The sequence below is a fragment of the Rhizobium sp. BR 249 genome, from assembly GCF_047445895.1.
GTDB lineage: Bacteria > Pseudomonadota > Alphaproteobacteria > Rhizobiales > Rhizobiaceae > Rhizobium.
This window is the reverse complement of sequence record NZ_JARWKX010000001.1, coordinates 278,315-301,150: the sequence shown is the minus strand read 5'-3', so window position 1 is coordinate 301,150 and position 22,836 is coordinate 278,315. Positions and strand designations below refer to the sequence as shown.

Sequence of the window (22,836 nt, the reverse complement as noted above, 5' to 3'; positions counted from 1 at the left end):
ACGGAGAATTGAGACGATGAAATTCACGCTCTCCTGGCTGAAAGAGCATCTGGAAACGGATGCCACCCTTGATGAAATCTGCGCGCGCCTCACCGAGATCGGGCTTGAGGTAGAGGATGTCGACGACAAGGCGGCCTTCAAACCTTTCGTCATCGCGCGGGTTGTCTCGGCGGAAAAACATCCCCAGGCCGATCGCCTGAAGGTGCTGATGGTCGATACCGGTGCCGGTGCGCCGGTCCAGGTCGTCTGCGGCGCCCCGAATGCGCGCGCCGGCCTCGTCGGCGCCTTCGCCGCACCCGGAACCTATGTTCCCGGCATCGACGTGACGCTTGCCGTCGGCAATATCCGCGGCGTCGAAAGCCGCGGCATGATGTGCTCCGAAAAGGAGCTTGAGATATCCGACAATCACGATGGCATCATCGATCTGCCTGATGATGCGCCGGTCGGCACGAGCTATGCGACTTATGCCCATCTTGATGACCCGGTCATCGAGATCAATCTGACGCCCAACCGTCCGGACTGCACCTCGATCCACGGCATCGCCCGCGATCTCGCCGCCTCCGGTCTCGGCACGCTGAAGACGCGGCCCGCGCCCTCCTTCGCCGTCGAAGGCGAGACGCCGGTCAAGCTGACGCTCGATCTCGACGATCCCAGGCTCTGCCCCGGCTTCAGCCTGCGTCTCGTGCGCGGTGTGAAGAACGGCCCGAGCCCGCGCTGGATGCAGCAGCGGCTTCTCGCCATCGGCCTGCGCCCCATCAATGCGCTGGTCGATATCACCAACTACATGACCTTCGACCAGGGCCGGCCGATGCACGTCTTCGACGCCGCCAAGGTCAAGGGCAACCTGACGGTGCGCCGCGCCAAAGAAGGCGAGACCGTACTGGCGCTCGACCAGCGCGAATACAAGCTCGGCCCGAGCAACGTCGTCATATCCGATGAGGATGGCGTTGAATCGATCGGTGGCATCATGGGCGGAGAACATTCCGGCTGCGACGAGAACACCGTCGACGTTCTGATCGAATCCGCTCTCTGGGACCCGATGAACATCGCCAAATCGGGCCGCAGCCTCGGCATCATCACCGATGCCCGCTACCGTTTCGAACGCGGCGTCGATCCGGAATATATGGTTCCCGGCCTCGAGCGCACGACGGAACTGGTGCTGGAACTCTGCGGCGGCACGGCTGCCAAGGCTGAGGTCGTCGGCTACAAGGGTTATGAACCGAAGATCGTCGATTTCCCCTATTCCGAGATCAAGCGCCTGACCGGCCTCGACGTTTCGAATGAGGAAAGCAGCACGATCCTGACGCGCCTCGGCTTTACGGTTTCCGGTTCCGGCGAGCGTGTCTCCGTCGCCGTTCCCTCATGGCGCCCCGATGTCGACGGCAAGGCCGATCTCGTCGAGGAGGTCATGCGCATCCACGGCGTCGACAATATCAAGCCGGCGCCGCTCGAAAGCCATGCGGCCGTCAACGGTAAGATCCTGACGACGCTGCAGATCCGCACCCGCTCGGCCAAGCGCGCGCTTGCCTCGCGCGGCATGCTGGAGGCCGTCACCTGGTCCTTCATTCCGGAAGATCAGGCAAAGCTCTTCGGCGGCGGTTCGCCCGCCCTCAAGCTTGCCAATCCGATCGCTGCCGAAATGTCGGATATGCGACCCTCGCTGCTGCCGGGCCTGCTGACGGCTGCCCAGCGCAATGCCGACAAGGGTTATGGCGACGTGGCGATCTTCGAAGTCTCGGGCACCTATGAGAACGACCGGCCGGAAGGCCAGCGCCGCGTCGCCGGCGGCATCCGCCGCGGCACGGCCTCGCTATCAGGCGCGGGCCGCGCGTGGTCGAATACCGCCAAGGGCGGCGGCAAGCCGGTCGACGTCTTCGACGCCAAGGCCGATGCGCTCGCCGTCATCGAAGCCTGCGGCCTGCCGATGGGCAATATCCAGATCGAGCAGGGTGGTCCCGAATGGTATCATCCCGGCCGCTCCGGCACGATCAAGATGGGACCGAAAGTCGTGCTCGGCTATTTCGGCGAGTTTCATCCGCTGACGCTGGAAGCCCTCGATGTCTCCGGCGCGCTCTGCGGTTTCGAAGTCTATCTCGATGCCATGGCGGAGCCGAAGAAGAAGGCGACCCGCACCAAGCCGGCGCTCGATCTCTCGCCCTTCCAGGCAGTCAAGCGCGACTTCGCCTTCGTCGTCGACAAGACGGTGGAAGCCGGCGCCATCATCAAGGCTGCGACCGGCGCCGACCGCAAGCTCATCACCGGCGTCAACGTCTTCGATATCTTCGAGGGCGCTTCGGTCGGCGAAGGCAGGAAATCGGTGGCGATCGAGGTTCAGATCCAGCCGGTCGAGCGCACGCTGACGGATGAGGATTTCGAGGCGCTGACCCAGAAGATCGTCGCAAGCGTGACGAAATTCACCGGCGGCGTCCTCAGAAGCTGAGCCCCATCCGCCCACAATACAATGGACCGGTCGCGTAAGCGGCCCGTCTTTTCATGTGTGCAGATGATAGAGCTTGCTGACGATCACCCATCGTCCTTCGATCTTCAGCAGCGAGAGATAGTCGGTGAAGCGCATGCCGGCAAAATCGTCGGTGACCTTGACGCTTGCCGCGTCGCCTTCGACATCGACGTTCTGGATATCCATGAAAGGCTGGGTGCCGGGCGGGGCCGGCTCCTCAGCCAGGATCGCGGCGATGAACTCGTCCCGCGTCAGCCATTCCACATCATTCTGGTAATAGCCGATGATCGAGCTTTTCGGGTGGAAAGCCTTTTTCAAGGCTGCCGCATTGGCGAAGGCCATGCCTTCGACATAGAGGTGAACCGTCTGTTCGACTGCCTGCCTGTCCGACATGTTTCCATCCCGTTCTTAGAGATGGCGTTAGATAGTTTCGCCGGCCGCGAAGGCAAGCCCGGCCTGTCGCAACCGGCCGGGCTCGTCAGTCTCAAATGTTCGTCATCGCGAGCGAGGCATCCGAATAGCGCTTGCCGGCCACTTCACCGGCAGGGATCGCTTCATCGAGCTGATTGAGCTCCTCCGCGCTGAGCGAGATATCGGCAGCGGCGACGTTTTGTTCGAGGTGGTGAAGCTTGCGCGCGCCCGGGATCGGCACGATGTCATCGCCCTGGCCCAGCACCCAGGCCAGCGCCAGCTGCGCCGCCGTCACGCCTTTTGTGGCGGCAAGCTGTTCGAGCGTTGCGACAAGCGCCGCATTGGCGTCGAAATTCTCAGCCTGGAAACGCGGCACCTGCCGGCGGAAATCGTCGGCGGCAAGATCCTCCGGCTTGCGGATCGCCCCGGTCAGGAAGCCGCGGCCGAGCGGGCTGTAGGGCACGAAGCCGATACCGAGTTCGCGGCAGGTGGCAAGCACATCCTCTTCGGGATCGCGCGTCCACAGCGAATATTCACTCTGCAGTGCCGCGATCGGATGGACCGCATGCGCGCGGCGGATGGTGGCGCTGCCGGCTTCCGAGAGGCCGAGGGCGCGAACCTTCCCTTCCCTGACCAGTTCGGCCATCACGCCGACCGTTTCCTCGATCGGCACGTTGGGGTCGACCCGGTGCTGATAGAGCAGGTCGATGGTCTCGATGCTCAATCGTTTCAGCGAGGCCTCAGTGACTTCACGCACATGTTCGGGGCGGCTGTCGACGCCGGCGATCGCGGCGGCACCCATCTGGCTGGTATCGATCTTGAAGCCGAACTTGGTGGCGATCACCACGCGGTCGCGGAAGGGCTTCAGCGCCTTGCCGAGAAGAACCTCATTGGTGAAGGGACCATAGACCTCGGCCGTGTCGAAGAAGGTGACGCCGAGATCGACGGCGCGCTGCAGCGTGCGAACCGATTCCGCCTCATCGCTGGCGCCATAGGCAAAGCTCATGCCCATGCAGCCAAGGCCGACGGCCGAGACCGTGAGATCGTTTCCGAGTTTTCGGATTTTCATGATGCGCTCCTTTTCTGAGCTGACGTCGAATCGCTTGGGAGATCATTGCGGTACGGGCAGACTATATCGGCGCCGCATCAATCAGAAAACGCATGCAGTTTCTAACAGGCTGTTCTATCATTTCGACCAATGAACAGAACACAGCTCGCTCAACTCGCCGTTCTCGCCGCCGTCGCGGAACATCGCAGCTTCCGGGCCGCAGCCAAGGAACTGCTCGTCGCGCCGTCGGCGGTCAGCCATGCCATATCGAGCCTGGAGGAAAGTCTTGGTGTCAGGCTTCTGGCGCGCACGACCCGCAGCGTCGCGCCGACCGAGGAAGGCCGGCTGCTTCTCGAAAGATTGCGCCCGGCGCTCGAGGAGATCGGCATCGCGCTGGAGGCGGTCAACGATACGCGCGGCAAGCCGGCCGGAAACCTGCGCATCACAGCGCCGCGGTTCGCCTCCGATATCCTGCTCGCCCCGCGCCTTGGCGACTTTCTCAACCTCTATCCCGATATCACGCTGGAAATCGCCAATGAGGATGGCTTCACCGATATCGTCAAGGAGGGTTTCGACGCGGGCATCCGGCTGGAGGAGAGCCTGGAGGCCGATATGATTGCCGTCAGGATCTCGCCCAAGCTGACGACGGTGATCGCAGCCTCGCCGGAATATTTCGAGCGCTATCCGAAGCCGGAGCATCCGCGCGATCTCGTCCGCCACCGCTGCATCAAGCGGCGCTTCACCAACGGCTCGATCTATCGCTGGGAATTCGAGAAGGACGGGCAGGAACTTGTCGTCGCGGTCGACGGGCCATTGATCGTCAGCGAGGATCGGCTGGCTCTTCTTGCGGCGGTGAATGGTGCCGGACTTGCCTATCTCTTCGACATGCGGGTGCACACCGAACTGGCGGCCGGCAGGCTCGTGCGGGTTCTGGAGGATTGGTGCGCGCCCTATCCCGGGCCGTTCGTCTATTATCCGAGCCGGCGGCAGATGCGGCCGGCGCTGCGCGCCTTCATCGATTTCTTCCGATATGCCGAGAGGGATACGGGCGGCAGCTAAAGGCTCGCCGCCTGTTCCCGTAGTTGCGTCAGGCGGCTTTCGCCTTCTGGTTTGCCGCGGTGGTGGCGAGCTGGGAGAGGGTCTTGTCGGTCGCCGTCTCTTCCTGCAGCGTCTGGTCGAGCAAAGCGACGACGTCCTTCAGGCCGAGTGTCGCGGCCCAGGTTTTCAGCGTGCCGTAGCGGGCAATTTCATAATGTTCGACCGCCTGGGCCGCCGAAATCAGACCGGCGTCCAACGCCGGCGTGCCCTTGAATTCTTCCATGATCTCTTCGCCTTCGGCGATGATGCCCTGGATCGCCTCGCAGGTCTTGCCCTGGGCGCGCTTGCCGATCTTCTCGAAAACCTGCTGCAGGCGCTCGACCTGAGCTTCGGTTTCCTCCAGATGCTTCTGGAAACCCGCCTTCAGTTCGGAGGACTGGGCGGCGCGCGCCATCTTCGGCAGGGCGCGCAGAATCTGTCGTTCGGCGAAATAAATATCCTTCAGCGTGTCGTAGAAGAGATCTTCCAACGTCTTTTCCTTGGCCATGTTCTCGATCCTTGTTTTGGGAAAGGCCGCTAATGCGGGACACCATAAGAAGCGAACTTTGCCCAAATTGTTCCCGATCGATTTCGGGTGGACTGGAAATCTGCTCCGGGCGATGATTCCTGTTATTCGAGGAGGGCAACAAGCCGATGCGAAAACCAGGTTCGATGAAAGGTCTGGAGGATCTCGGCCGCGTGCGGCTGTCGCAAAACTTCTTTTTCCGCGATTTCCTCCATTCCGAAATCGCCGATTTCTATCGCATCTCCAACATCCCCGAGGATCCCGATCTTGCGATCGAGGCGGGCAAGAGGCTCTGCGAGGAACTGCTGGAGCCGTTGGAGGCGACGTTCGGGCGTCTGCACATTCGTTCCGGCTATCGCTCTCCTGCGGTCAACAGGTTCGGCAACGAGAACAAGCTGAACTGTTCGACCAATGCCGCCACCGCGGCGCATCACATTTGGGACATGCGGGACTTTGACGGCTGCATGGGCGCGGCAGTCTGCATCGTCGTTCCGTGGATGGTCGACCGCTACCATGACGAAAGCGACTGGCAGCGGCTCGCCTGGTGGATTCACGACCACCTGCCGTACGCCTCGCTCTGCTTCTTCCCCAAGCTCTGGGCCTTCAACATCCAGTGGCATGAAAGGCCGAAGCGGGTGATCCAGAGTTATATCAGCCCGCGCGGCATCTTGACCAAACCGGGCATGGCGAACTGGGAAGGCGACCATTCCGAATGGTATGAGGGTTTTCCGCTATTTAAAGCGCGTCGGATCGAACCTGATCGATGCGACGCGCTTTAACTCTTTGTTTTTATGCATGTCGTTATCCCGGAACCGCTGCACACTTCCGGGCAACATGCACTAGAGACTGATGCGGTAGCGGATATGGCCATCGCTTTCGACATAGCTGTCGTAGAGCGCCCGTGCCGTTTTATTCTGCTCGCTCGTATGCCAGTAAAGCCGCGACCACCCCTTCGCCTTACCGAGCGCGACGAGATCGTCGATCAGAGCCCGTCCGATGCCTTTTCCCCGTGCATCGGCGTCGACGAACAGGTCTTCGAGATAGCAGTCCCGGGTGCGAATCCAGGTTCCCTCATGGGTAAGATAGAGCGCAAAACCCATCACCCGGCCATCGACCTCGGCGACCAGCATCGCGATCTCCGACGCCGGATCGAAGACCCGGCGCCATGTCTGATCGGTGATATCGGTATCGACCGTGACGTCGTAGAAGGCAAGGTAATCAGCCCAGAGTTCCCGCCAGCGGGCTTCGTCTTCCGGGCGGGCATCGCGGATCGTCACGGTCATGGGCTTTCCTCTCTCAGGCGCCGGCTTCGTCGAGCAGCGCGATCGCTTCATGAGAAAGCGCAAGTGTCGCCGATTTCACCAGGCTTTCAAGCTGCGATAGGCTGGTCGCGCTGGCGATCGGCGCCGTCACGCCTTGCTTGCGTAGGAGCCAGGCGAGCGAGATTTCCGCGGGCTTGGCGCCGGTCTCGGCCGAAACCTCGTCGAGCGCGGCGAGGATACGCAGGCCTTTGGCGTCAAAATACTGCGAAACCCGGCCTTCCCGGGCGCGGCCCGCCGTATCGGCCTTATTGCGGTATTTGCCTGTGAGGAAACCGGCGGCGAGGCTGAAATAGGTGATGACGCCGATATCTTCCCTGATGCAGAGCTCGGCAATCGGCCCCTCAAAGCTGGCGCGCGCATAGAGATTATATTCCGGCTGCAGCACGTCGTATCGCGGCAGGCCGGCCTTCTCGGCGGCGTCGAAGGAAGCCTGGAGCAGCGCCGCATCGTAGTTCGAGCAGCCGATGGCGCGGATCTTGCCCTGCTGCTTCAGCTTGGCGAAGGCGCCGAGCGTTTCCTCATGCGGCGTATCGGCATCCGGCCAGTGCGAGAGATAGAGGTCGATATGGTCAGTCTGCAGCCGGCGCAGCGAATCCTCGACCGCTTTCAGGATATAAGGCTCCTTCAGCGTCTTTCCCTGTCCCATGTCCGAGCCGACCTTGGTGACGATGACGGCCTTGTCGCGGGATATTCTCGATTGCTTCAGCCAGCGCCCGATGATTTCCTCGGAATCGCCGCCCTTGTTGCCGGGAACCCATGCGGAATAGACATCGGCCGTATCGATGGTGTTGAGCCCCGCATCGAAGAAGGCGTCGAGAATGGCGAAAGATGTTTTCTCGTCGGCCGTCCAGCCGAAGACATTGCCGCCGAAGACGATCGGCGAAATCGAGAGACCTGTTTTTCCAAGCCGGCGCATTTCCATGACGCTCTCCAAAATGACTGACATGTTTGAAATCGCGGATACGGCAGAACGCCGTCCCGGAGCATGATGCCGAAAAGTGTGAGCGGTTTTCGGAGGACATCATGCTCTGACTATCTGAACTAACCTAGTGCGATCCGGGCGTGAGGGAAACCAAACTTCCGTGATTTCCGGTCGCGCCATTGCGCCGCAGCTAGGGCCTGAATAAGGTTCGCGGACATCAGCTTTGGGAGATTGATCATGTTGCGCTTCGGTATCATTTCAACGGCGAAGATCGGCCGCGACAATGTCGTTCCAGCAATCCAGGACGCCGAAAACTGCGTCGTCACGGCGATTGCGAGCCGCGATCTCACGCGCGCAAGAGAGATGGCGGACCGCTTCTCCGTACCGCACGCCTTCGGCTCCTACGAAGAGATGCTCGCCTCCGACGTCATCGACGCGGTCTATATCCCGTTGCCGACCTCGCAGCATATCGAATGGTCGATCAAGGCGGCCGATGCCGGCAAGCATGTGCTCTGCGAAAAGCCCTTGGCGCTGAAAGCAGCCGATATCGACGAGGTGATCGCCGCCCGCGACCGCAACCGGGTGGTGGTAACGGAAGCCTACATGGTCACCTATTCCCCGGTCTGGCAGAAGGTGCGTTCGCTGATCGAGGAGGGTGCGATCGGCTCGCTCCGGCATGTCCAGGGCGCCTTCACCTATTTCAACCGCGACCCTGCCAACATGCGCAACGTTCCCGAACTCGGCGGCGGCGGCCTTCCCGATATCGGCGTCTACCCCGTCATGAGCACACGCTTTTCTACCGGCAAGGAGCCGCTCTGGATTCAGGCGATCACCGAGCGCGACCCGGATTTCGGCACGGATATCTATTCGAGCGTCAAGGCCGATTTCGGCGATTTCGAGCTGAGCTTCTATGTCTCGACACAGATGGCCAACCGCCAGATCATGGTCTTCCACGGCACCGAAGGCTACATCGAGGTAAAGTCGCCGTTCAACGCCAATCGCTGGGGACCGGAGGAGATCGAGCTTGCCGACCGCAGCCACAACGAGTCGCGCATTTTCCGCTTCCAGGACAGCCGTCAATACCGGCGTGAGGTCGAGGCCTTCGCCCGGGCCGTGAAGAACGGCAAGGAAGAGATCGTCACGCTCGAAAATTCGAAGCTGAACCAGAAGGTGATCGACGCGATCTACCGCGCCAGCGAGAAGGACGGCTGGGAGGCCGTCTGATCATTCGGCGCGGAAGACGAAGCGCGAATAGCCGAAGAAGCTGAGGACCATCGAGGCGATGCTGGCCATCACCAACGCCGCAAGCGGCTGAAGCCCCGGCAGCGAAAGCAGCAGAGCGGAATAAAGCCCGTAATTGACGAGCGCCGCTGTGACGCCGACAGAGCCGTAGCGGAAGCCTTCTGCGGCGAGCGAGCGGCCGGAGCGATCGAAGGTGAAGTTGCGGTTGAAAGCCCAGGTCGCCGCCATTGCGAGGGCGATCGCGATGATCCGCGCGAGAAAAGGCCCGAGCGGTGTCAACTCCAGCAGTGCCGACAGCACGCCAGCATCGACGAGAAAGCCGATGCCGCCGGCAATCACGAAGCGGATGACCTTCTTCATGCCGCATCCGCCTTGTCGCGGCCCGGGCGGGACACGGGCGCTGCCTCGTTATCCGGCAGTTTGACCGCGCTTGGTGTCTCCAGGCTCATATAGTGGATACGCAGCTGTTCGGCGCGGGCGCGGGCGACGGAATCGAGAATGACGCCGGCGGTGAACAGCATGAAGGAGATCATCATCAGCGCCATCGACAGCACCCAGGTCGGCATGCGGCTGACGAGGCCCGTGTCGAAATATTCCGCCAGCACCGGCGTCATGAAGCCAAGGCTTGCCAGCATGAAGGCGGCGCTGATCGTGCTGAAGAAGGCGAAGGGCCGCGTTTCCTTCATCAGCATCGCGAACATCCAGAGGATTTTGCCGCCGTCGCGGAACGTCGAAAGCTTGGAGTGCGAGCCTTCCGGGCGGCGGCCGTAATCGAGTTCCAGTTCGCTGACCGGCAGCTTCAGCCGGGAAGCGTGCACGGACATCTCGGTTTCGATCTCGAAGCCGCCCGATACGGCCGGGAAGCTCTTGACGAAACGGCGCGAGAAGGCGCGATAACCGGAAAAGATATCGGTGAAGTCGGGGCCGAAGATCGTCCGGTAGAGCACGTTGAAAAGCCGGTTGCCGAGCGCATGGCCCTGACGGCCGGCATCGGCGTGCACGCCGCGCCGCGTTCCCACAACCATGTCGGCGCGCTCCGTCAGAAGCGTGCGCACCAATTCTTCCGCATCCTCGGGCGCATAGGTCCCGTCGCCATCGGCCATGATGTAGATGTCGGCCTCGATGTCGGCGAACATGCGGCGCACCACATGGCCCTTGCCCTGCCGCCGCTCGCGCACGACATGCGCGCCGGCAAGCATCGCCTGCAGCGCGGTCCCGTCGGTGGAATTGTTGTCGTAGACGTGGATCGCAGCATCCGGCAGCATCGCCCGGAAGCCTTGCACGACAGGGCCGATCGTCGCCGCCTCGTTATAGCAGGGAAGTAGGACGGCGATATTGAGATTACCGGGATGCGATCGGGCCATGACTTTACTCGTTACACAGAAGCGTACCGAGCCTAAACCACCCGGCGTTAATAAGACCCTATGACGCAGGCAAAATCGGAGCTGCCGGAACGAACTTTACACTTTCTTGATCGGCAGCCGCTAAGGTTCGGCCATATGGAAACGAACTGCTAACCACAATGAATGCTGTGCAGCCGATCGCCAATGCATCATCTCCGACTGAAGCCCGTCGCAGCGGGGTCCGTGGCCTGCTGACGCGCCTGTGGCCGGTCGTCATCACCTACAGCGTCATCCTTGCGGCCGTCATCGTCGTCACGCGGCTTTCCGGCGCCACCGATTACGTCGGCCCCGACAACGACGATGGCATGCGTCTCGTGGAGGTTCGCGATTTTCTCGCGGGGCAGGGCTGGTTCGATCTGATGCAATACCGTCTTGGTCTCGGCGGCGGGACGCTGATGCACTGGTCACGGCTGATCGACCTGCCGATCGCCTCGCTGATCTGGTTCTTCAGCCTGTTTACGCCGCGTGAGACGGCCGAGGCGCTGGCGCTCGGCATCTGGCCCGTCTCGCTGATCCTGCCCGCCATGCTGGCCATGGCCGTTGCCGGCCGGCGTATCGGTGGTGTCGCCGGCATGCATATCAGCCTCGGCATGACCTGCGCTGTGATCTATACCGGCAGCCGTTTCGCGCCGGGCGCCATCGATCACCACAATGCCCAGCTGGCGCTGGTGGCGACGATGACGGCGATGCTGCTCGATCCGCAGCGTCGCGGCTGGAGTTATGCGGTGGCCGGCATCGCCGCAGCCGTCGCCATTGCCATCGGCGCCGAGACGACGCCTTTCGTCGCCGCCGTCTGCCTGACCGTCGCCCTGCTCTGGGCATGGGAGGGACCGGATTTCGCCGTCGCCGCTCAGTCCTTCGGGCTGGCGCTGGCGCTTGCGATCAGCATTCTGTTCTTCGCGACGGTGCCGCCGCGGCTCTATTCCATGGTCACCTGCGACAATCTCTCGCTCGGTTATTACAGCCTGGCGGCGATCGGCGGCGGCCTTTTGCTGTTTTCTTCGGTTTTTGCGAGCCGCCTTACCCGCCCCATGCGCTTTCTGGCCCTGGCCGTCGTCGGCGCCGGTGTTCTCGGCTCGGCGATCGTGATCGCGCCGCAATGCCTGAGCGATCCGCTGGCCGGTCTCGATCCCATGCTGGTCGAGCTCTGGCTGAGAAACGTTTCCGAGGCGAAATCGGTCTTCTCTCTGGCGCGCACTGAGCCCTACGACGTCGGCGCCTTTTATGCGGCAGGTCTCTTCGGTCTCGCCGTCTGCATCTTCCGTATCGTCCGGCGCGACCGCACACAGGTCCATCTGATTCTGTTTTTCCTGCTCGCCATCAGCTGGGCGATCGCACTGGTGCAGGTGCGCGGTTCGCCCTTTTCCAACCTCATCTCCATTCTGCCGCTTGCCCTGCTGATCATCGATATCAGGCGCATTTCCAACAGTGACAGCGAGAATGTCGCCGCTGCCCTCGTCTATGTGATGACCGTGCTTGCAAGCGTCCCCGCCGCCTGGGCGGTCGGTGGCGGGCTTCTCGCGCTGCAGTTCGACAAAGACGGGCAGAAAAAGCCGGCGGCTCCGGCAAAGGAACATTCCTGTACATCGCAAGAGGCGCTGGCGCCGCTTGCCGGGCTTCCCGTCGGCCTCGTCTCCGCGCCGGCGGAAATGGGCGTCTCCATTCTGCGTTTCACTGAGAATCGGGTTCTCGCAGCCCCTTATCATCGCGATCAGGGCGGCATGCTGACGGAATTGCATATCGGCATGGCAGAGCCGCAGGAGGCCGAGTCTTTTTTGAGGGGGGCGGGCGTTACAACACTCGCCTTCTGCCCCAACGATCCGCAGACCCGACAACTCGCCAAGCTGAAACCGGATGGGCTCTACGCGCAGCTCGGCAAAGGTCATGTTCCGCCCTATCTCGAGGCGCTGCCGAAGGCGGCGGATGCAGGCGTGCAGTTCTTCCGCTATCGGCCTGCGGCGAATTGACGCTGGCGGTCGTCAGTGAGAGGTGCGCAGTGCACGAAGGCGCTCGCTGGCATAGAGCCCGAGCACGAAGAGGATGAGGCCGCCATTGTAGCCGAGAATGGCATAAAGAAGCGCCAGAAGTGAAACCGGACCGGGAGAGAATATCGCCGCCAGCGCGAAGGTCATCCCGATCAGCGCGGCGACCAACGCGATCACGCCAGCCGAGCGCAATTGCCCGGCGCTAAGGCCCAATGCTGCAGCTGTGAGAATAATCATTTGAGCACCTTCCCAGAGAGAACGTGGGGAAGCATAGGAAGCGCCAACTAACAAAGATTTACCGGCGAGATTTGCCGAAAAGCCTTTGCATTGCGGTGGTTAGCAATCCCTTTCGGATGAAACGCATAGTCTAACTATGTGTTCCCCGACAAAATGGATTTTTCCCGATTTTGTTGCCATGCATGAAACTGCAACGAGAGCGTGTACGGAACGTGTGGGGCGAATGCTGCCCGGCGGGTGATGTCAACAGCCGGGAAAACGGGGCTCGGGGGCGGTCGCGACCTTCCCGTTTCCCGCGGATGGTCATAGAAAGAAGGGATGAGCAACGTCTTCGACAGCGATTCGCCGACCAACCTTGCCGAATATTCGGTTTCGGAGCTTTCCGGCTCGATCAAGCGCACCGTCGAAACGGCTTTCGACCAGGTGCGCGTGCGCGGCGAAATATCAGGCTATCGCGGGCCCCACTCTTCGGGCCACGCCTATTTCTCGCTGAAGGATGATCGTGCGCGCATCGATGCGGTCATCTGGAAGGGCACTTTCTCGCGCCTGAAGTTCCGCCCGGAAGAGGGCATGGAAGTCATCGCCACCGGCAAGGTCACCACCTTTCCCGGCTCCTCGAAATATCAGATCGTCATCGAGACGCTGGAGCCGGCGGGCGCCGGCGCGCTGATGGCGCTGATCGAGGAGCGCAAGCGCAGGCTCGGCGCCGAAGGCCTGTTCGATGCCGCCCGCAAGAAGCGGCTGCCTTTCATGCCCAAGGTGATCGGCGTCGTCACGTCGCCGACCGGCGCCGTCATCCGCGACATCCTGCACCGCATCTCCGATCGTTTCCCGGTGCATGTGCTCGTCTGGCCGGTCAAGGTTCAGGGGGAGGGATCAGGCGAGGAGGTGGCGAACGCCATTCGCGGTTTCAATGCGCTAGAGCCGGCCGGCGCCATCCCGCGTCCTGATGTGCTGATCGTCGCGCGTGGCGGCGGCAGTCTTGAGGATCTCTGGAGCTTCAACGACGAAATCGTCGTGCGCGCAGCCGCCGAGAGCCGAATTCCATTGATCTCCGCCGTCGGCCACGAGACCGACTGGACGCTGATCGATTATGCCGCCGATGTGCGTGCCCCGACGCCGACGGGCGCTGCCGAAATGGCGGTGCCCGTCAAGGCAGAGCTGGAAGCGCAGGCGGCTGCTCTTGCCGCGCGCCTGCAAGGCTGCATGAACCGTCAGATGGATCAGCGCCGCCAATCCGTCCGTGCCCTGATGCGGGCACTGCCGTCGCTCGATCAGCTTCTCGCTCTGCCCCGCCGTCGTTTCGACGAGGCCGCCGCCGGCCTCGGCCGCGGACTGGAGCTCACCACCATCAACAAGCGTCGCGGCTTCGAACGCGTCGCCTCGCATCTGCGCCCTGACGTGCTCTCCAACCGCATCGCCGAGCGCCGCCAGCTCCTGAACGAGCGCATGGCGCGGGCTGAACGCACCGTCGAGCGCCTGCTCGACCGTTCGAAGTCCCGCATCGATCGCGCCGAAGCCATCCTCTCCTCGCTGCCGGCGCGGCTGAAGACCCAGACCGACCGCGGTCGCGAGCGGCTCGGCAACCTTTCGCGCCACGCCGATACGGCGATCCGCCACCAGCTGACGCGCGCCCGCGCCGAGCTTTCCGCGCAGGACCGTGTGCTGCAGTCGCTCTCCTACAAGAACGTGCTGAAGCGCGGCTATGCCGTCATTCGCGACGAGGATGACAGGCCGGTCTCGCAAGCTTCAGCACTCTCCGCCGGCATGGGAATCGCCATCGAATTCGCCGATGGCCGTGTCGGCGCCATGACCACGGAAGGCGGCGCCCCGCCCGCCGGCGGCAAGAAGCGCAGCACAAAACCCGCAGACCCGGCGAAGCAGGGAAGCCTGTTCTAACAATGCGAATCCTGCTGGTGCTTGCCCATCCGTTGCCGGAAAGCTTTGCCGCCTCGGTGGCACGCACGGCTCACGAGACACTGGAAGCTTCCGGCCATGTCGTCGATCTCATCGATCTGTATGCTGAGGATTTCGACCCGCGCCTCACCGAAGCCGAGCGCCGCGGTTACTTCGATACGCCTTACGACACGTCAGCCGTTGCCGATATCGTTGCCCGCCTGAAGGCGGCTGAAGGTCTCGTCCTCGTATTTCCGCAATGGTGGTTCAATTTCCCGGCCATCCTGAAAGGGTTCTTCGACCGCATCTTCGCGCCCGGCGTGGCCTTCACCCATGATGCCGCCGGCGGCCGCATCGTGCCTCAGCTCACCAATATCAGGCTCCTATATGCGCTGACGACGACGGGCTCGCCCTGGTGGCTCGTGCATCTCTATATGGGCGATCCCGTTCGCCGGCTGCTGAAGCGCGGCATTGCCGCTTTCTGCTCGAAGAAGCTCGTCTTCCGCATGCTGAGCCTGCACGACATGGACCGGGCGACGGAGGCCAGGCGCAAGGCGCATATAGAGCGAGTCCGCGAGGCGCTTTCTGTCGTCTGACCTATTCGAAATCGGCCAGGAACTTCTTGAGCAGCCGGTCGAACTCGGCCTTGTCTTCGGCCGTCAGATTGCGCGTCAGCCGCTGCTGGTTGGCGACATGGGCGCCGACCGCCTCTTCGACGGTCGCAAGCCCCTTATCCGTCAGCGCGATCAGCACGCTGCGCCTGTCCTGCGGATTGACGATGCGCTCGACGAAACCCGCCTTTTCCAACTGGTCGATCCGGTTCGTCATCGTGCCGGAGCTGACCATCGTCATCTCCAGAAGCTCGCCCGGCGAAAGCCGGTGCGGCGCGCCGGAGCGGCGAAGCGTGGCCAGCACGTCGAAAGACGAGGTGGAAAGCCCGTGCTTCATGAGCACGGCTTCGACTTCACGGCCGAGATGGGTGCCGAGGCGCTTCAGGCGCCCGAGGATGCCCATCGGCTCGACGTCGAGATCCGGCCGCTCGCGCCGCCATTGCGCCAGAATCCGGTCGACGTGATCTTGCTTCTCTTCACCCATACGACATCGATATCAGCAGATATCTTGACGTCAAGATAAGATACGCTATGTTGAATTTATCTTGATATAGAGATTCTTGAGATGAAGACAAATTCGCGCTATTTCGTCGACGTGTTCGTGACTGCCGTCGCGCCCGCCATCTGGGGCAGCACCTATTTCGTCACGACCTCCTTTCTGCCGCAGGGTTATCCGCTGTCCGTCGCCATGTTGCGCGCTCTGCCGGCGGGTCTGCTTCTGCTGCTCATTGTTCGGAAGTTGCCGACGGGCATCTGGTGGGGCCGCGCCTTCATTCTCGGCGCGCTGAACTTCTCGTTCTTCTGGGCGATGCTCTTCCTCTCGGCCTATCGCCTGCCGGGCGGCGTGGCGGCGACGGTCGGTGCCGTGCAGCCGCTGATCGTCATCGCGCTGTCGCGCCTCTTCCTCGGCAAGCCGATCCGCTTCCTCGCCGTCATCGCCGGCCTGATCGGCATGGCGGGCGTCGCGCTTCTGGTTCTGACGCCGAATGCGGCGCTCGATCCGATCGGCGTCGCCGCCGGTCTCGCCGGCGCCGTCTCCATGGCTTTCGGCACGGTGCTGAGCCGCCATTGGCAGCCGCCCGTTTCCAGCCTGACCTTCACATCATGGCAATTGACCGCGGGCGGCATCCTGCTCGTGCCCGTCGCCTTGCTGCTGGAGCCGGCGCTCCCGGCGCCGACGGCAGCCAATATTCTCGGCATCGCCTGGCTTGGCCTCATCGGCGCGGCCTTTACCTATCTGCTCTGGTTTCGCGGCCTCTCTCGCATCGAGCCTTCGGCCGCGGCTTCGCTCGGCTTCCTGAGCCCGGTCGTCGCGACCCTTCTCGGCTGGCTGGCGCTCGGCCAGAGCCTGACGCCGGCGCAGATTGCCGGCTTCGCCATGGTGCTCGCCAGCGTCTGGCTCAGTCAGCGCGCGATGATGCCGGTCAGGCCCACTCGCCCTGACGCATCACCGCAACCCGCGATCCATCGGGCTTGACGCCGTCGATATCGACCTTGTCGGAGCCGATCATCCAGTCGATATGAATCAGGCTGGAATTGCCGCCCTGCGCCTTGATCTGCTCCTGGCTCAGTTTTGCCCCATCGAGGAAGCACTTCGAATAGCATTGGCCGAGCGCGATGTGGCACGAGGCGTTTTCGTCGAACAGCGTGTTGTAGAAGAGGATGCCGCTCGCCGAGATCGGCGAGGAATGCGGTACGAGCGCCACTTCGCCGAGCCGGCGCGCGCCCTCGTCGGTGTCGAGCACCTTGTTCAGCACCTCTTCGCCGCGCGAGGCCTTGGCCTCGACGATGCGTCCGCCCTCGAAGCGCACCTGGATGTTGTCGATCAGCGTGCCCTGGTGCGAAAGCGGCTTGGTGCTCGAAACATGGCCTTCGACGCGCAGCGCATGCGGCGTGGTGAAGACTTCCTCGGTCGGGATGTTCGGATTGCAGGTGATGCCGTTCTTGGCGGTGGATGCGCCGCCATGCCATTCATGCCCGTCGGCAAGGCCGACCGTCAGGTCCGTGCCCGGTCCCTTGAAATGCAGCGAGGCGAAGCGCTCGCCGTTCAGCCAGGCGGAGCGCTTGGCGAGATTGGCATTGTGTTCGGCCCAGGCGGCGACGGGATCGCTGACATCGACGCGCGAGGCGGCAAAGATCGCCTTGGCGAGCTTGGCGATCGCGATCGGTTCCGGGTCGTCGGGAAAGACAACCTTGGCCCAGGACGGGTTGGGATAGGAGACGATGTTCCAGTTGATGTCGAAATTCGAGATTTTTTCGAGCGCCGGCTTGTAAGCCGTCGACATGGCGCGGTTGGCGCGGCCGACCTTGCCGGCATCCTGCTCGGCAAGCAGCATCGGATTGTCGCCCGAGACCGCAAGACGGGCCGCCCCGTTGGCATAGGCCTTGGCCATGCCCTCGTAGAGCCAATCGGAGGCGCGGTCGAAGCTCTCGTCGCTGCCGTATTGATAGCGCGCCAGCGTCGTTTCCTCGTCGGAATAGAAGGTGCTGACCAGCCCGGCGCCGGCCTGATAGGCGTGTTTGGTGATGAAGCGGACGAGCGGCAGCGCCACGACAGGGGCGGTGATCACCAGGTCCTGACCCTTCTGCAGCTGCAAACCGACCTTGACGGCGACTTCTGCAAGCTTTTCCAGCTTGACGGGATCAACGGTGTTCTGGCTCTGGGGCATGAAAGTCATGGGTGTAACCTGCCTTCTGTCATCGATGCTCGGAGGCTGGAAGACTTAGACCCGTTTGCGGCGAAAATGAAGCGCATCACTACCGAATTGAAGGCGCTCGGACGCATGCCCGGCCGCTTCGCGCGCCTCAAGCAGCGGCCGGTCGCCTGAGCAGGATCGAGTTATGCTTCTCGAGGAACTCCGTCAGCCGCTGCGGATAGTCTTCGCTGACGGCGTCCCTGACGCTTGCCCGCTCGGACAGCGCCTTGCGCCAGCGCTTGACCCGCTCGAGCCCGTCGAAGATGCGGCTGTCGCCGAGCGTATCGAAGAGATCGAAATAGCGGAAGACCGGCGCGAAGACGGCATCGACGAGGCTGAATCGGCTGCCGGCGAAATAGGGGCCGTCCGCCAGTGCATCCTCGATCGTCGCGAATTTGGCGGCGAGCGCCTTACGCTTGGCCTCCAGCTGCGCCGCATCCTGCGCCGTCTCATAACCCCAGAGATCGGACAGCACGGACGAGCCGAACTCCATCCACCCGCGATGGCGGGCACGGGTCAGCGGATCGGCCGGATGCAGGGCGGCACCCGCCTGCGTTTCCTCCAGATATTCGCAGATGACACTGCTTTCGAACAGCACCTCTTCGCGGCCATCGTCTTCTTCTATCCGGAGCAGCGGCACTTTGCCGAGCGGCGAGATCTTCAGGAACCAGTCCGGCTTGTCGGCAAGATCGATGTTGACGCGCTCGAAGGGTACACCCTTTTCGAGAAGCGCGATCGCGGCGCGCTGCACATAGGGGCAGAGGTGATGGCTGATGAGGGTAAGCCTGCTCATGGAAGTCTCCTGGATGTTGCGGAAAAGATCGGCCGTCTCATATTGCATGCAAATGCATCTAATATCGCTTGCGGAGAAATTCAAGATAGATGTAATTGCATTTATGTCTGAGGATATGCACGAACCGAGTGAAGCCGCCGTCTCCGCCTGGACACGCATCATGCGCGCCCGCGAGCGGCTGCTCGGCGCCATCGAAGCCGATTTGAAAGCGGCCGGCATGCCGCCGCTCGCCTGGTACGACGTGCTGTGGGAACTGGCGCGCTCGGAAGAGGGCAGGCTGCGCCCCTATGAGATCGAGGAGCGCACATTGCTGGCGCAGTATAATCTCTCCCGCCTGCTCGACCGGCTGGAAAGAGAAGGTCTGGTCCGCCGCGAGGTCTTCGCAGACGATGGACGCGGCCGCTGGGTGGTGATCACCGATGCCGGCTGCCAGCTTCGCGAGCGCATGTGGGCTATCTATGGCAAAGCGATCGAGACCCATATCGGCAGTCGGCTTGCCGAAAGCGAGGCGAGAGCGATTGCCGGTCTGCTCGACCGCTTCTTATAGGCCCAGGAGGATCAGGCGATCAGCGGCGCGGCGACGGCCTTCAGCGCCTTCAACGCATCCTTCGGATCGAGCCGCACCTGCAGCCCGCGTTGCCCGCCATTGATATAGACGAGCGGCTCTGCAAGGGCCGCCTCCTCGATCGCCGTCGGCACCGTCTTCTTCTGGCCGAAGGGGCTGATGCCGCCGACATGATAACCTGTCAGCCGCTCGGCATCGGCAGGCTTCATCATATTGGCCGACTTGCCGTGAAAGGCGTTTGCGAGCTTCTTCATGCTGACTTCGCGATCCGACGGCACGACGACGCAGACCGGTTTGCCGTCCACCTCCGCCATCAGCGTCTTCAGAACTCGGTGCGGGGCCTCGCCCAAGGCTTCCGCCGCCTGCAGCCCGACGCGCTCGGCGCCGGGGTCGTACTCATAGCTATGGATGGTGAAGGCGATGCCTGCCTGGGAAAGAGCCTGCGTCGCACGGGTGATCTTGGACATTGTCAGCGCTCGAAAGCACCGGCGTAGATGTCCGGCTTGAAGCCGATCAGCAGCTTGCCCTTCGCCTCCAGCACCGGCCGCTTGATCATCGACGGCTGGTCGAGCATCAGCGCGATCGCTTTTTCCCGGGTCAGGTTCTCGCGCTCGGCATCGGGAAGCTTGCGGAAGGTCGTGCCGGCGCGGTTGAGCACCGTATCGAGACCGGCTTCGTCGATCCAGGCTTCGAGATGGCCGCGGTCGATGCCGAGCGCCTTATAATCGTGAAACTCATAGGCGACGTCGTGTTCTTCCAGCCAGCCGCGGGCCTTCTTCATCGTGTCGCAATTCTTGATGCCATAGATGGTGACGGCCATGCCGATCGATCTCCCTGTGATGACAGCGAGATAGCATGCACGATGGCCGGCGCAAACGCCGTGCGGCGTTTTATCCCTTGATCCTTGCCCCACATTCATCCGGGAAGAGACGCTCAATTCTCCAGCGTGCCGGCTTTACGTGAGGCTTTGCTCGGATTGTCGCAGGCGATCTTCATCAGGTCGCCGCGCCGCCGCACCAGCCTGTCGGACGTTCGGGTCAGGATCAGCCCGTCCTGCGGTGCATGCAAGTCGATGCTGCCGCTAGGCTGACCCGGCCGGGTGACGATCGTCGCCAGAAGATCGCCTGCGGCAATCCGCTCGCCGATGCTGCGATGGAAGAGTACGGCTCCGCCTTCGGGTGCGCGGATGATCTCGACATTGTCGAGCGGCACGGCCGGACCGGCAAATGCGGCTGCCGGTGCCATTGCGCCGCTGACGATCCCTCGTGCGCCAAGGAAACGCCAGAGCCCGCCCGCATCCTTTTTCGCCAGTACCGGATCGACATCGCGCTTGCCGCGCAGTTCGACGGTGACGGAGAGTTTGCCTGGCAGCCAGGATCGGCGTTCGCCGGGGATTTGATATTTCCAGGCAAAGCCGACGGCCTCCTCGAAGGCGGAGCTTTCGCCGTCCGAAAGCAGCACGGCCTTCATGTCGAGCGCGGCGGCAAGATCGGCCGCTTCCGGCCAGAAGGCCTCGTCGATATAGGCATATTGCAGGGATTCGTCGTCGCAATGCAGATCGAGGACCAGATCGGCCCCGAGCGCCATATGCAGGAGCTGCCGCTTCAACCTGTCGATAGCCGGATAATCATCGACGTCCTCGACCAGTTCGGCCCGATCGGCAATGGAGATCAGCGGGAAATCACGGTTGAAATTGGTGCGGGAGCCGAGGTCGAAACGGCCCTGCAGCTCGCCGAAATGCGATTGCGCCGCGCCGATCGGATTGGCCTGCGGTACGATGGTGATATCGCCTGCGATCTTACCTTCGCTTTCCGCCTGCCGCAGCCGCTCGCAGAGGAAATGCAGGAGCGCCGTGCCCGGCAATTCGCCGGCATGGAGAGCGGCCTGGATATAGGTCTTCGGCGCTTTCGGATCGCGGCCGGTAAACCGCAGCACCGGCAGCCGCCACTCCGTACCCGGCGTATCGCCTGGGATGATGATCTCTGAAACGTCCATGCTGTCTTGGCTCCCGTCTGTATCTCGAACAGGTTTTCCGAGTTTTATGCGCGGACATTGGAGAAGCGCAAGCTCAGCCAAGCAGCGGCCAGCGATCGATGATGCGGTATTCGGTTTTTCCGAGAAGGCTGTGGATCAGCAGGAATTCATCCGCCGTCCATGAAACCGGCCCGTCGAGGGTCGTCGCCGGCACGGCCTTGCGGTCATAGAGTAGCGTCATATGCGGCGTGAAATTTCGGCTGATATTATGTGGCAATCCCGTGTTGTGCATGCCGACGCCCAGCTGGACATGCAGCCGCGTGAGCGGTTTCAGCCCGCCTTCACAGCAAAGGACGAGCGGGCGCGCCTTGCCCTCCCGCCTGAAGCTCATGATCCTGTCGAAACTGATCGCGATCGGCGCGCTCTCCACCGTGGCGCCCGCCTGGCGCGCCGCGAAAATTACATCCTCCGGCAGGTCCTCATAGTCGCCGACGCCGATAACGCTCACGTGCAGCGTCGAAAGCCGCGGTTCCGCGGAAAGGGAGAAGGTTTTGCCATAGTCACCGGCGATCGAAGCCACCCGCTCCTCGATGCTCGCGGGAGGACGGAGAGCGAAGAACAGCCGGTGTCCGCCGCCGCCCCGCCGCTGAGGCTGGTTTTGGCCATGGCCGAAGTCGAAGGAAATCTGGTTCATGGGCTGTCAGGCCGTCATCACCCGCTTCATCGTTGGAGAGGAACGACGAAGGATATCCCGAGAGGATGGGATATCAAGAACAAAAAAAGAACGATATCTGCAAGAAACGGGTTGAAACAGCGCCCGTCCCATATGATTTTGGTGGTAATCGAAAACGCGGAGGCTGTGTCATGGCCCAAGCAGTGCACCACTATCTCATCTTCGAAACCGCAGGCGGTTTCTGCGGCATCGCCTGGAGCGACGCCGGCATTGTCCGTTTCCAACTGCCGACCAAAACCGCGGAAGCGACCGAGCGGTTGCTGCTGCGCCGTCTGCCGGATGCCGAACCCGGCGCGCCGACGCCCGGCGTGATCGAGACGATCGCCGCCGTGCAGCGTTATTTCCAGGGAGAAGAGACGGATTTTTCCGGCGTCGAGCTCGATCTTGCCGGCCAGGACGCCTTCTTCAAGGATATTTATGCGGCGGCGCGGCGCGTCGGCTGGGGCAGCACGACCACCTATGGCGCGCTGGCGAGAGAACTCGGTGCCGGGCCGGAAGCCGCCCGCGACGTCGGCCAGGCGATGGCGAAGAACCCAGTCGCTCTCATCATCCCCTGTCATCGCGTGCTCGCCGCCGGCGGCAAGATCGGCGGCTTCTCCGCCCCCGGCGGTTCGTCGTCCAAGGCCCGCATGCTGGAGCTCGAAGGCGTCCAGCTCGGCCCGCCGCCTGCTCAACAATCGCTCCTCTTTTAGAAGACGAAACGAGCTTGCCGCCAGCTCAATAGGGGCTGGCGGTCGGCCGGATGATGATCTCGCTGACATCGACGTCATCGGGCTGCGCGAGATGCAGGCACGTCCGGGCGGCCTGCTAAGGATCACCGTTTCCTTGATTGCCGAAAGCTTCCTCTCCGGCACATTGCTGGCCGGCTTCATGGAAGCCTGCCCTGAAATCAAGCTCGCTATCACCGTCACCGACGACGAATTCGATATTGTCGGCA

General features: G+C 62.5%; 25 protein-coding genes and 1 pseudogene. 11 read left to right on the top strand and 15 right to left on the bottom strand.

The genetic code is table 11. From position 1 onward, the window contains the following. Positions 1-16 precede the first annotated feature (16 nt). Positions 17-2,440: a phenylalanine--tRNA ligase subunit beta gene (pheT, locus tag QD408_RS01500; protein WP_414138105.1), complete on the top strand. Its 2,424-nt coding sequence runs from the start codon at positions 17-19 to the stop codon at positions 2,438-2,440. 51 nt (positions 2,441-2,491) lie between these two features. Here the strand turns inward: pheT and QD408_RS01495 are convergent, their stop codons facing one another. Both QD408_RS01495 and QD408_RS01490 read right to left on the bottom strand, forming a co-directional pair. Beyond that, the gene (locus tag QD408_RS01495; RefSeq protein WP_088684400.1) at positions 2,492-2,851 is read right to left on the bottom strand and encodes a nuclear transport factor 2 family protein; all 360 of its coding nucleotides are present in this window, start codon (positions 2,849-2,851) and stop codon (positions 2,492-2,494) included. Between the two features lie 91 nt (positions 2,852-2,942). After that, a complete protein-coding gene (locus QD408_RS01490; RefSeq protein WP_088684401.1) occupies positions 2,943-3,938 on the bottom strand; it encodes an aldo/keto reductase in 996 nt (331 codons plus the stop codon). A gap of 129 nt (positions 3,939-4,067) precedes the next feature. Here QD408_RS01490 and QD408_RS01485 point away from each other — a divergent pair, with 129 nt between their 5' ends. Next, positions 4,068-4,976 (top strand): LysR family transcriptional regulator, encoded by a 909-nt coding sequence (locus QD408_RS01485; RefSeq protein ID WP_414138104.1) that lies wholly within the window; start codon positions 4,068-4,070, stop codon positions 4,974-4,976. 28 nt (positions 4,977-5,004) lie between these two features. Here QD408_RS01485 and QD408_RS01480 read toward each other — a convergent pair whose 3' ends face one another. After that, positions 5,005-5,502, bottom strand: a complete 498-nt coding sequence (locus tag QD408_RS01480; protein ID WP_088684403.1) for a ferritin-like domain-containing protein — start codon at positions 5,500-5,502, stop codon at positions 5,005-5,007. Positions 5,503-5,648: 146 nt separating this feature from the next. Here QD408_RS01480 and QD408_RS01475 point away from each other — a divergent pair, with 146 nt between their 5' ends. Further along, entirely contained in the window at positions 5,649-6,299 is a 651-nt protein-coding gene (locus QD408_RS01475; protein WP_414138103.1) for a hypothetical protein, read from the top strand. A 60-nt stretch (positions 6,300-6,359) separates the two neighbouring features. Here the strand turns inward: QD408_RS01475 and QD408_RS01470 are convergent, their stop codons facing one another. Beyond that, positions 6,360-6,803: an N-acetyltransferase family protein gene (locus tag QD408_RS01470; RefSeq protein ID WP_414138102.1), complete on the bottom strand. Its 444-nt coding sequence runs from the start codon at positions 6,801-6,803 to the stop codon at positions 6,360-6,362. Positions 6,804-6,816: 13 nt separating this feature from the next. Next, positions 6,817-7,764 (bottom strand): aldo/keto reductase, encoded by a 948-nt coding sequence (locus tag QD408_RS01465; RefSeq protein ID WP_414138234.1) that lies wholly within the window; start codon positions 7,762-7,764, stop codon positions 6,817-6,819. A gap of 237 nt (positions 7,765-8,001) precedes the next feature. Here QD408_RS01465 and QD408_RS01460 point away from each other — a divergent pair, with 237 nt between their 5' ends. Next, positions 8,002-8,988, top strand: coding sequence for a Gfo/Idh/MocA family protein (locus QD408_RS01460; protein ID WP_088684407.1), 987 nt, complete (start codon positions 8,002-8,004; stop codon positions 8,986-8,988). On the opposite strand, the gene QD408_RS01455 is transcribed toward QD408_RS01460, so the two are convergent. Together QD408_RS01455 and QD408_RS01450 are read right to left on the bottom strand one after the other, a co-directional pair. Further along, on the bottom strand, positions 8,989-9,366 hold the full coding sequence (locus QD408_RS01455) for a GtrA family protein (RefSeq protein ID WP_414138101.1): 378 nt from the start codon (positions 9,364-9,366) through the stop codon (positions 8,989-8,991). After that, positions 9,363-10,370: a glycosyltransferase gene (locus QD408_RS01450; RefSeq protein WP_414138100.1), complete on the bottom strand. Its 1,008-nt coding sequence runs from the start codon at positions 10,368-10,370 to the stop codon at positions 9,363-9,365. Before QD408_RS01450 ends, QD408_RS01455 begins: the two co-directional genes overlap by 4 nt. Before the next feature lie 158 nt (positions 10,371-10,528). Between QD408_RS01450 and QD408_RS01445 the strand changes: the two genes are divergently transcribed. Then, entirely contained in the window at positions 10,529-12,376 is a 1,848-nt protein-coding gene (locus QD408_RS01445) for a hypothetical protein (protein ID WP_414138099.1), read from the top strand. Between the two features lie 12 nt (positions 12,377-12,388). Here the strand turns inward: QD408_RS01445 and QD408_RS01440 are convergent, their stop codons facing one another. Further along, positions 12,389-12,631, bottom strand: coding sequence for a hypothetical protein (locus QD408_RS01440; protein ID WP_088684411.1), 243 nt, complete (start codon positions 12,629-12,631; stop codon positions 12,389-12,391). 318 nt (positions 12,632-12,949) lie between these two features. Between QD408_RS01440 and xseA the strand changes: the two genes are divergently transcribed. Both xseA and QD408_RS01430 read left to right on the top strand, forming a co-directional pair. Beyond that, positions 12,950-14,530, top strand: coding sequence for an exodeoxyribonuclease VII large subunit (xseA, locus tag QD408_RS01435; RefSeq protein WP_414138098.1), 1,581 nt, complete (start codon positions 12,950-12,952; stop codon positions 14,528-14,530). A 2-nt stretch (positions 14,531-14,532) separates the two neighbouring features. Further along, positions 14,533-15,123 carry an NAD(P)H-dependent oxidoreductase gene (locus tag QD408_RS01430; protein WP_414138097.1) on the top strand — a complete coding sequence of 197 codons (591 nt, stop codon included), beginning with the start codon at positions 14,533-14,535 and terminating at the stop codon, positions 15,121-15,123. 1 nt (position 15,124) lies between these two features. Here QD408_RS01430 and QD408_RS01425 read toward each other — a convergent pair whose 3' ends face one another. Next, positions 15,125-15,622: a MarR family winged helix-turn-helix transcriptional regulator gene (locus QD408_RS01425; RefSeq protein WP_088684413.1), complete on the bottom strand. Its 498-nt coding sequence runs from the start codon at positions 15,620-15,622 to the stop codon at positions 15,125-15,127. Positions 15,623-15,703: 81 nt separating this feature from the next. Between QD408_RS01425 and QD408_RS01420 the strand changes: the two genes are divergently transcribed. After that, positions 15,704-16,615 (top strand): EamA family transporter, encoded by a 912-nt coding sequence (locus QD408_RS01420; protein ID WP_414138096.1) that lies wholly within the window; start codon positions 15,704-15,706, stop codon positions 16,613-16,615. Here QD408_RS01420 and QD408_RS01415 read toward each other — a convergent pair. Continuing rightward, positions 16,563-17,816 (bottom strand): aminopeptidase, encoded by a 1,254-nt coding sequence (locus QD408_RS01415; RefSeq protein WP_414138095.1) that lies wholly within the window; start codon positions 17,814-17,816, stop codon positions 16,563-16,565. The genes QD408_RS01420 and QD408_RS01415 overlap by 53 nt on opposite strands. A gap of 127 nt (positions 17,817-17,943) precedes the next feature. Continuing rightward, complete coding sequence (locus QD408_RS01410) at positions 17,944-18,627, bottom strand: glutathione S-transferase family protein (RefSeq protein WP_414138094.1); 684 nt, start codon at positions 18,625-18,627, stop codon at positions 17,944-17,946. A gap of 103 nt (positions 18,628-18,730) precedes the next feature. Between QD408_RS01410 and QD408_RS01405 the strand changes: the two genes are divergently transcribed. Continuing rightward, the gene (locus QD408_RS01405) at positions 18,731-19,174 is read left to right on the top strand and encodes a MarR family winged helix-turn-helix transcriptional regulator (RefSeq protein ID WP_414138093.1); all 444 of its coding nucleotides are present in this window, start codon (positions 18,731-18,733) and stop codon (positions 19,172-19,174) included. A gap of 11 nt (positions 19,175-19,185) precedes the next feature. On the opposite strand, the gene ybaK is transcribed toward QD408_RS01405, so the two are convergent. From ybaK to QD408_RS01385, 4 genes are all read right to left on the bottom strand, one after another. After that, the gene (gene ybaK / locus QD408_RS01400; protein WP_414138092.1) at positions 19,186-19,659 is read right to left on the bottom strand and encodes a Cys-tRNA(Pro) deacylase; all 474 of its coding nucleotides are present in this window, start codon (positions 19,657-19,659) and stop codon (positions 19,186-19,188) included. A gap of 2 nt (positions 19,660-19,661) precedes the next feature. Beyond that, positions 19,662-20,012 carry an ArsC family reductase gene (locus QD408_RS01395; protein WP_414138091.1) on the bottom strand — a complete coding sequence of 117 codons (351 nt, stop codon included), beginning with the start codon at positions 20,010-20,012 and terminating at the stop codon, positions 19,662-19,664. A 113-nt stretch (positions 20,013-20,125) separates the two neighbouring features. After that, complete coding sequence (locus QD408_RS01390) at positions 20,126-21,187, bottom strand: succinylglutamate desuccinylase/aspartoacylase family protein (protein ID WP_414138090.1); 1,062 nt, start codon at positions 21,185-21,187, stop codon at positions 20,126-20,128. A 73-nt stretch (positions 21,188-21,260) separates the two neighbouring features. After that, complete coding sequence (locus tag QD408_RS01385) at positions 21,261-21,860, bottom strand: 2'-5' RNA ligase family protein (protein WP_414138089.1); 600 nt, start codon at positions 21,858-21,860, stop codon at positions 21,261-21,263. Positions 21,861-22,030: 170 nt separating this feature from the next. On the opposite strand from QD408_RS01385, the gene QD408_RS01380 reads away from it, so the two are divergent. Both QD408_RS01380 and QD408_RS01375 read left to right on the top strand, forming a co-directional pair. Next, a complete protein-coding gene (locus tag QD408_RS01380) occupies positions 22,031-22,591 on the top strand; it encodes a methylated-DNA--[protein]-cysteine S-methyltransferase (RefSeq protein WP_414138088.1) in 561 nt (186 codons plus the stop codon). A gap of 82 nt (positions 22,592-22,673) precedes the next feature. Continuing rightward, positions 22,674-22,832 (top strand): annotated as a pseudogene (locus tag QD408_RS01375) (LysR family transcriptional regulator); the annotation flags it as partial. Positions 22,833-22,836: the final 4 nt, after the last annotated feature.

What these genes read in the sequence shown, in the direction of transcription:
- QD408_RS01390 (WP_414138090.1), bottom strand. Translation starts at nt 21,187, where the DNA reads ATGGACGTTTCAGAGATCATCATCCCAGGCGATACGCCGGGTACGGAG.
- QD408_RS01385 (WP_414138089.1), bottom strand. Translation starts at nt 21,860, where the DNA reads ATGAACCAGATTTCCTTCGACTTCGGCCATGGCCAAAACCAGCCTCAG.
- QD408_RS01465 (WP_414138234.1), bottom strand. Translation starts at nt 7,764, where the DNA reads ATGGAAATGCGCCGGCTTGGAAAAACAGGTCTCTCGATTTCGCCGATC.
- QD408_RS01415 (WP_414138095.1), bottom strand. Translation starts at nt 17,816, where the DNA reads ATGACTTTCATGCCCCAGAGCCAGAACACCGTTGATCCCGTCAAGCTG.
- QD408_RS01430 (WP_414138097.1), top strand. Translation starts at nt 14,533, where the DNA reads ATGCGAATCCTGCTGGTGCTTGCCCATCCGTTGCCGGAAAGCTTTGCC.
- QD408_RS01445 (WP_414138099.1), top strand. Translation starts at nt 10,529, where the DNA reads ATGAATGCTGTGCAGCCGATCGCCAATGCATCATCTCCGACTGAAGCC.
- QD408_RS01455 (WP_414138101.1), bottom strand. Translation starts at nt 9,366, where the DNA reads ATGAAGAAGGTCATCCGCTTCGTGATTGCCGGCGGCATCGGCTTTCTC.
- QD408_RS01380 (WP_414138088.1), top strand. Translation starts at nt 22,031, where the DNA reads ATGGCCCAAGCAGTGCACCACTATCTCATCTTCGAAACCGCAGGCGGT.
- QD408_RS01395 (WP_414138091.1), bottom strand. Translation starts at nt 20,012, where the DNA reads ATGGCCGTCACCATCTATGGCATCAAGAATTGCGACACGATGAAGAAG.
- QD408_RS01460 (WP_088684407.1), top strand. Translation starts at nt 8,002, where the DNA reads ATGTTGCGCTTCGGTATCATTTCAACGGCGAAGATCGGCCGCGACAAT.
- QD408_RS01440 (WP_088684411.1), bottom strand. Translation starts at nt 12,631, where the DNA reads ATGATTATTCTCACAGCTGCAGCATTGGGCCTTAGCGCCGGGCAATTG.
- ybaK (WP_414138092.1), bottom strand. Translation starts at nt 19,659, where the DNA reads ATGTCCAAGATCACCCGTGCGACGCAGGCTCTTTCCCAGGCAGGCATC.
- QD408_RS01450 (WP_414138100.1), bottom strand. Translation starts at nt 10,370, where the DNA reads ATGGCCCGATCGCATCCCGGTAATCTCAATATCGCCGTCCTACTTCCC.
- QD408_RS01495 (WP_088684400.1), bottom strand. Translation starts at nt 2,851, where the DNA reads ATGTCGGACAGGCAGGCAGTCGAACAGACGGTTCACCTCTATGTCGAA.
- pheT (WP_414138105.1), top strand. Translation starts at nt 17, where the DNA reads ATGAAATTCACGCTCTCCTGGCTGAAAGAGCATCTGGAAACGGATGCC.
- QD408_RS01470 (WP_414138102.1), bottom strand. Translation starts at nt 6,803, where the DNA reads ATGACCGTGACGATCCGCGATGCCCGCCCGGAAGACGAAGCCCGCTGG.
- QD408_RS01405 (WP_414138093.1), top strand. Translation starts at nt 18,731, where the DNA reads ATGTCTGAGGATATGCACGAACCGAGTGAAGCCGCCGTCTCCGCCTGG.
- xseA (WP_414138098.1), top strand. Translation starts at nt 12,950, where the DNA reads ATGAGCAACGTCTTCGACAGCGATTCGCCGACCAACCTTGCCGAATAT.
- QD408_RS01475 (WP_414138103.1), top strand. Translation starts at nt 5,649, where the DNA reads ATGCGAAAACCAGGTTCGATGAAAGGTCTGGAGGATCTCGGCCGCGTG.
- QD408_RS01425 (WP_088684413.1), bottom strand. Translation starts at nt 15,622, where the DNA reads ATGGGTGAAGAGAAGCAAGATCACGTCGACCGGATTCTGGCGCAATGG.
- QD408_RS01490 (WP_088684401.1), bottom strand. Translation starts at nt 3,938, where the DNA reads ATGAAAATCCGAAAACTCGGAAACGATCTCACGGTCTCGGCCGTCGGC.
- QD408_RS01485 (WP_414138104.1), top strand. Translation starts at nt 4,068, where the DNA reads ATGAACAGAACACAGCTCGCTCAACTCGCCGTTCTCGCCGCCGTCGCG.
- QD408_RS01480 (WP_088684403.1), bottom strand. Translation starts at nt 5,502, where the DNA reads ATGGCCAAGGAAAAGACGTTGGAAGATCTCTTCTACGACACGCTGAAG.
- QD408_RS01420 (WP_414138096.1), top strand. Translation starts at nt 15,704, where the DNA reads ATGAAGACAAATTCGCGCTATTTCGTCGACGTGTTCGTGACTGCCGTC.
- QD408_RS01410 (WP_414138094.1), bottom strand. Translation starts at nt 18,627, where the DNA reads ATGAGCAGGCTTACCCTCATCAGCCATCACCTCTGCCCCTATGTGCAG.